This window comes from Bacteroidota bacterium, assembly GCA_039714315.1.
Lineage (GTDB): Bacteria > Bacteroidota > Bacteroidia > Flavobacteriales > JADGDT01 > JADGDT01.
The window spans coordinates 1-7,152 of the sequence record JBDLJM010000154.1; the positions used below are offsets into that span (position 1 = coordinate 1).

General features: G+C 34.7%; 6 protein-coding genes. 4 read left to right on the top strand and 2 right to left on the bottom strand.

Going from position 1 to position 7,152, the window contains the following annotated elements; translation table 11 throughout:
* Window positions 1-736, top strand: a 736-nt coding sequence (locus tag ABFR62_12210) for a hypothetical protein (protein ID MEN8139186.1), incomplete at its 5' end; no start/stop codon positions are given.
* A 74-nt stretch (window positions 737-810) separates the two neighbouring features.
* On the opposite strand, the gene ABFR62_12215 is transcribed toward ABFR62_12210, so the two are convergent.
* Window positions 811-4,263, bottom strand: a complete 3,453-nt coding sequence (locus ABFR62_12215; GenBank protein MEN8139187.1) for a T9SS type A sorting domain-containing protein — start codon at window positions 4,261-4,263, stop codon at window positions 811-813.
* A gap of 13 nt (window positions 4,264-4,276) precedes the next feature.
* Window positions 4,277-4,678, bottom strand: a complete 402-nt coding sequence (locus tag ABFR62_12220) for a hypothetical protein (protein ID MEN8139188.1) — start codon at window positions 4,676-4,678, stop codon at window positions 4,277-4,279.
* A 148-nt stretch (window positions 4,679-4,826) separates the two neighbouring features.
* Here ABFR62_12220 and ABFR62_12225 point away from each other — a divergent pair, with 148 nt between their 5' ends.
* The 3 genes from ABFR62_12225 to ABFR62_12235 all read left to right on the top strand — a co-directional run bounded on the left by ABFR62_12225 (window position 4,827) and on the right by ABFR62_12235 (window position 7,151).
* Window positions 4,827-5,270, top strand: coding sequence for an NfeD family protein (locus ABFR62_12225; GenBank protein MEN8139189.1), 444 nt, complete (start codon window positions 4,827-4,829; stop codon window positions 5,268-5,270).
* A gap of 7 nt (window positions 5,271-5,277) precedes the next feature.
* A complete protein-coding gene (locus tag ABFR62_12230) occupies window positions 5,278-6,258 on the top strand; it encodes an SPFH domain-containing protein (GenBank protein ID MEN8139190.1) in 981 nt (326 codons plus the stop codon).
* A gap of 191 nt (window positions 6,259-6,449) precedes the next feature.
* Entirely contained in the window at window positions 6,450-7,151 is a 702-nt protein-coding gene (locus tag ABFR62_12235) for an ABC transporter ATP-binding protein (protein MEN8139191.1), read from the top strand.
* Window position 7,152 lies beyond the last annotated feature (1 nt).

A 7,152-nucleotide genomic window follows, 5' to 3' on the forward strand; every position in this document is an offset into this window, starting at 1 on the left:
CAATACTTTCGACTATTCCAATTGTGTAATAAAATACGGAGAACAACAAGACGCTTATAAAACTACCACAACATATGATGGTGACTATCTATTAGAATTACTTTTTACAGGAAATGATATTTCTTTGGAAAAATATACCTACAAGTATTCTGATGGAAAAATTTCCAGAGTAGATATTTATTTAAATGGTAATGAAGCCGGCAAGGGATGTTTATTAAAAAGAAACTTATCACCTGAGTATCATAATTCCCTAAAAAGACAAAGTAATGAACTTAATCTGGAGTATTTCTTTACTATCTCCTATAACGAAGAAAAACCCGCTACAGTAAATTTCTATTCAGTAAGAGAAAGTAACCATCTGGATGAAAGTATTGAGTTAACATGGATTGCTAATAATATTTCAAAAATAAATTACTCACATTATTCCGGTAATACTAAAGAAGTAACATTTGAATACGATAAAAAAAGAAACCCATTGAAAGGTGTTGCTTTGAATGGAATATTCACTCCCTGTATTTCATCCTACTACATTATCTTAGTTGATCAATTGGGATTACTTTCTTATTTTAATGAAAATAATATTGTTAAAATATCTGGTAGTAACAGTCAGAATTTTGAATTTATATTGAATTACGATCTAATCTACGATTCAGAACTCATCCATGAAATTACAGGTTCACTTGAAGGTCAGCCTGATTATTGCTTATGTTCCACTATTGGATACAACTGTGATTAATTATAATTTCAAACACAAAGGAAACTATACTTAGCATCCTTTGTATTTGTTTTATCATAAACTCTTCTTTTGGTCTAATTCGCTTTAAGTAACTTCTCTCTGGCGAAATATTCATCGGTGTATACACTGAATATATAGTTCCCCGTCCTTAAGCCCGAAACTTTAAAAGGAAGGATAGATTCTTCGGTTTCTGAATTAAACTCTCCACTGTTAATTAGTCTTCCTCCAATATCGTGTAACTCAAACTTCAACTTTTCACCTATCATTTTCTCAGGTAAATTAACCTTAGAATTTGAGTTAACCGGATTAGGATATACTGAAAGATCTACTTTAAATAAATCGTACTTATCATTACCCAGAGGATCTTTTTGAATCTCCAGATCATCAATAATCCATCCCCATCCTACAGCCTCTGCATCTGAAAATAATCGAAACCTTATCAGTATTTCATCCCCGACATTGAAGAAGTCTGTTGTTCGGGTTTTGTGGGTAATAAAATTAACTTTTGATGGCTTTCCCGATATATTATAAATATTTGTCCAATTACTATTAAAATTAGCATCATATGGAGTAACAAGCTGTTTCCAGTCTACTCCGTTAACTGATCCCTCAATTGTAACATAATCCCAAAATTTAAAGTCAGGGTATGATGTTCCCTCATCTCCGGGTTCAATAATTGCTACATCTCTATACGAAATATCAGGATATTCACCATCAACTATTATTGGAGTATTCAAATACAACTCTAGAGATTTATTCTTTATATATGGATGACTACTTTGCAGAGCCTTACTGTCAAAACCTGTTGCCTGAGAAATATTAAAACCATCACCATAAAATTCATCTGAAATTGGGCCTAAAAATTCAAAATTTGTCAAATAAGACTTAGCCGAAGGTTTTAGGGGAAGACCGACAACTGAGGCTTTGTTTTCAAACTCATTCTCATCAATTATTGAAACTACCCTGATTTGATTATTTCCACTTTCTATCTCCACCAACAGTTCCTGGGAACTTCCTTCTGAAACATTATTGAATTCCTGTTTAAGTTCCTCTCCCACATAAACTATTACTTTGTCGTACGAGCTTCTGTATCCAAGGTTTATCTTCGAAAATTGCTTTGAATCTTCGAAATAGTAAGTCGCGTTCAAGTTTAATGGCATTGCAACCGAAGGAGGCTCATACCCGGAAAGCTCAGAAATTGAAACACTCCATACTCCCCTGCCATGAGTTCCTACTACTATTTCATCATTTACAATTAACATATCATAAACAGAAACAGGAGGCATTCCGGTATTAGCATAACTCCATGAAACTCCATTATCTCTTGATTCAATAATTCCTATTTCTGTTCCTACCCATATAATATCCGTGTTATATGGCATAACCAGTAAATCAAAAACTGCAACATCAGGGAAACCATTGAGGCTTTCCCCCTTAGTACCACCAACAAATCCACTTAAATCCTCCCAGCTCTTACCCAGATTACTTGTTCTTAGTATTTTTGCATTTCCTGAACTTGAAAACAGTGCATATGCAGTATTTTTATCAGTTGGATGAGTAGTAAAACCAGACAATTTACTCTTTGCATATTCACTGGTAGTGGCAGAAGTAAAACTTTTTCCAAAATTATCAGAAACATACATAGGTAAAGAAGATTGTAGCGATGTACCCGTCCACACAATACTTGGATCGGCCAAAGAAACTTTTATCTCAGTTAAACTTGACTCTCCTTCAAAACCAGTTGGCATAGAAATTTCCTCCCATGATTTTCCAAAATCTTCGGTTCGCCAAACAGCATCTTTACTAAAAGTGAACACCAAATCGGAGTATTGCTTGGATTGGGCCAATTTCGTGAAAAATGGTGCATTATCACTTCCTCTTTCTACATCGGCTATCCAAGCTGTACTACCTAAATTTTCAATTCCCGAATGAGTAATGGCTATATTATTATACTGGGAAGTTAACATCACTTTATTTTCATCATTATAATTCCAGACTACATCAAAACCGTCTCCTCCAAAAACAAAATCCCACGCATTATTCGAAGTTGGGTTCACCGGCGACAAATAGCAGCTGTTATCCTGCATTCCTCCTATATATCTGCTTTTCCCATTAGCTTTATCCACACCATAAAACTGACTTGTAATAAAACCGTCTGTTGGCTGCGTAAATGTTTCACCATTATCGTCAGTGTAACACACTCCCCCGTCATTAGTTCCTACTAAGCGGTATTTTTCAGCATTATCGTCGAGCTTTGCCACTGCAAAATAATGATTATCTACATGAGTTCCTTTGCGCAAAGAAGGGTCAGCACCATAATTATTTGTCAATGTTGTAACACTTAGACTTCCGGTAAAATTGTATTCTAACCTGTATATATCAACTCCAGCTATATAAAATATATCTTCATCATAGGGATCAGCTATAATTGCATTATCATACCAACCCTGGCCTCCAAGTAAATCAACATTTACGCTTGACTCCTTCCAGGTTTCTCCCTTATCTGTCGACTTGTATACTTCCGGAGGATCTGCATCAACCGAAGCAAACAACTTATCTGTATCTACCGGAGATACAGCTATTTCAATCCTCCCGCTACCTTTCAATCCTCCTGCAGGAAGTTCCCAACTTTCGCCTGAATCAGTTGATTTGATTATTCCATATCCGTTTACTGAGGCATACTGAATACTAAAATCATTGGGGTCGCATATTATCTGCTGAACTTTTTTGGAAGTAGTATACTTCTTATCCCATGTTTGCCCTCCATCTGTTGATTTCCATATTCCACTTCCATTAGAAGAATTATATCTATGTGATGAGGTGGCAGCTAACAGTATATTCTCATTATCCGGATCAACAATTATTCTGTTAATTATACCGAAGGAGCCTGATGCTGTTGAGCTTATCTGATTCCATGTATTCCCCCTGTCAGTTGTTTTCCACATACCCTGACCACCAAGTGCATCCAGGTTTCCAAATCCCTCTCCTGTTCCCAGATATATTACATTGTGATTCGATGCAGCCATTGCCATATAACTGGCTGACAAAGATCCTATTCCGGAAGTTAATTCTCTCCAGTTTTCTCCGGCATCGATAGTTTTCCAAACACCGCCACCAACGGCTGCAATATACCAGGTATTAGCACTACTGTCGTCAGGATCAATAATAATTCCTCTTGATCTCCCTCCTACATTTCCGGGACCTCTCGAAATCCAGTCTAAACCAGCTTTCTTTCTTAAAGGTGCTCTCAATAATGCTTTATCAAGCTCTTCTACCCGGTAGTTTGATGAATATTTTGGTTTTATTGCACCTATCTCAGTTCTTATTTGCCGATGATAATCCGCAAACAGATTAGGACTATCTTTTTTTAATTTCCCTTTTACATATGACTTTCGTTGGGAATATAATTTAGGTATATTACTTTTCTCAACAGAACTGTCTACTGGCGCCTCTTCTACCTTGTTTTCAGTAAAAACAAAAGAAATTAATATTATTAATATTGATAAAAATGTTACTGATTTTCTCATTTAAACTTATTTGTTAATCTCTTATATCGAAATACATTTTTCTTTTTTCACTATTTTCTGTACTTATTATTCCCGGTACAGGATAATAAACAACCTGTTTGGATGAGTTCCAATCTACTTGCTCAACATCAGCATTAGTTTCGAAAACAATATTATTTTCCGAAATAGAATAAATGAAAAATGAAATATAATAACTTAATTTAGATCGTTGTCCTGAACATATCACATAAGTACTATCTGTATTATAATTATAGTTAATATTATCTATATATTTCTTTTTTGATAGTTCCTTATAACTAAATACATCAACCGATACTGATTCCCCCTGATAAACCGTGGTTTTACAGCTAACCATCGGCAATAAAGCTATGAATAGCAAAAATAGCTGAATAAATGGTTTTACACTATACTTCATGTCAATTTAAACTCTAAAGGCATAAAAGTAATTCATATTTATGTATTTGAACTAAAAATATAACAATAATCATAAAACATAATTATTAAAGTAATAATAACAACACCTTTCTTTTTTTACTACTTTAGTACAAATTAAACACTCAAATATGGAATATATATTTACTTGGGAAAATTGGGTCTACCTTGGTATCATCCTGTTTATTCTCGAAATTTTTACCCCCGGTTTTGTAGCTGCATGTATAGGAATAGGAGCTTTTGCAGCAGGAATTTTTGCATATTTCGATGCTTCAATATCAATACAACTTTTAGCTTTCTCAATTGGAACATTAGTTTCTTTTGGAGCTATAAGACCTTATGTTTTAAAATACTTATACAAATCGAAAGATGTCACTAAAACAAATGCAGATTCATTAATTGGCAGAACCGGCAAGGTAAAAGAAACTATCAATAACGACCTCAATCAGGGACGGGTACTAATTGACGGAGATAACTGGAGAGCTCTTTCCAATGACGGCACAATAATAGAAAAAGGGGAAACTGTAGAAGTTCTTAATCTAAAAAGCACAATATTAATTGTAAAACTAAATTAAATATAATATGACTCAAATAACTATCATATTTGCACTACTGGCAGTCTTTGTAATAGTACTGGTAATTCTGGGACTAAAAATTGTTCAGCAGTCAGAAACAATGATCATCGAACGACTTGGAAAATATCATAAAACACTTCCATCCGGATTTAACGTTATAATTCCGATAATTGATAAGCCCAGAGAAATTATTTGGCGATACACCCAGGAAGGTCCTGACGGAATGATATATGCTCAGCACAGGACACGACAAAGAATAGATTTGCGTGAGGCAGTTTACGATTTCCCAAAACAAAATGTAATTACACGCGATAACATTGTTACAGAAATAAATGCTCTGATTTACTTTCAAATTATGGAACCTAAAAGAGCAGTATATGAAATTTCCAACCTACCTCAGGCTATAGAGAAATTAACGCAAACTTCTTTGCGTAATGTTATAGGTGAATTAGATTTGGATGAAACTCTAACTTCGCGGGACACGATAAATAATAAGCTTCAGGAAATTCTGGATGATGCGACCAACAAATGGGGTGTTAAGGTTAACAGAGTAGAATTACAGGATATTAATCCTCCTCACGATATCAGAGCGGCAATGGAAAAACAAATGCGTGCCGAAAGAGATAAACGAGCTACTATTCTTGAAGCGGAGGGAGAAAAAAGAGCTGCAATTCTGAAAGCTGAAGGAGAAAGAGAAGCAGCTATAAAAAAAGCTGAAGGACAAAAAAAATCGCAAATACTGGATGCTGAAGGACAGGCACAGGCAAGGATAGATGTGGCACAAGCTGAAGCCGAAGCGATTGAAATGGTTAAAAATGCTGTTGCAAAAAGTGGTGATCCCATAAACTATCTTGTTGCTGTACGATATCTTGAAACTCTAAAAGAAATGACATCAGGAAAAGATAATAAAACTATTTATCTACCATATGAAGCTTCAGGTGTATTGAGCTCACTTGGGGGCATTAAAGACATTTTAGGTAAAAAGTAGACTTTTATAAGTAATGTTAAATATTAATTTTACCCATAAAAACACTAAAATAAAGTGATTTTATGGGTAAAAAAATATCCTCTTATATAGTATCACTCCATAGATTACAACAATAAATTAACATTTTATTATATAATACATTAAAAAAGCTTTACTTACTTTGATACTGTAAAAACAAATACCAAACCTTAATGGAACCGATAATTAATCTAAAAAATATCATTAGAAATTTTCCTCTTGGAAATGAGGTAGTAAAAGTACTTAAGGGAATTTCTCTTGAAATAAAAAAAGGTGAATATGTTGCCCTTATGGGACCATCGGGAAGTGGCAAATCAACCTTAATGAATTTACTTGGCTGTTTGGACACTCCTACATCGGGCAATTACTTTCTAAATGGCAAGGATGTTAGTGATTTAAGCGATAATGAATTAGCCGAAATAAGAAATAAGGAAATAGGCTTTGTTTTTCAAACATTCAACCTTTTACCGCGCTCTACGGCACTTGACAATGTTGCTCTACCAATGATTTATGCAGGTAAATCTGAAAAAGTCAGGATCACAAGGGCTCAGGAAGTATTAAATGATGTTGGCCTGGGCGACAGAATGGATCATAAACCAAATCAATTATCAGGAGGACAAAGACAAAGGGTTGCCGTAGGACGGGCATTAGTAAATAATCCTTCCATCATTTTAGCAGATGAGCCCACAGGAAACCTTGATTCAAAAACCTCAATAGAAATAATGAATCTTTTCGACGAAATTCACGCTAACGGTAATACTGTAATCCTTGTTACGCATGAAGAAGACATAGCCAAGCATGCCCACAGGATAATCAGACTTATGGACGGTGAAGTGTCGTCTGATAAAAAAAATATAGAAATAATAGAAAGATAAC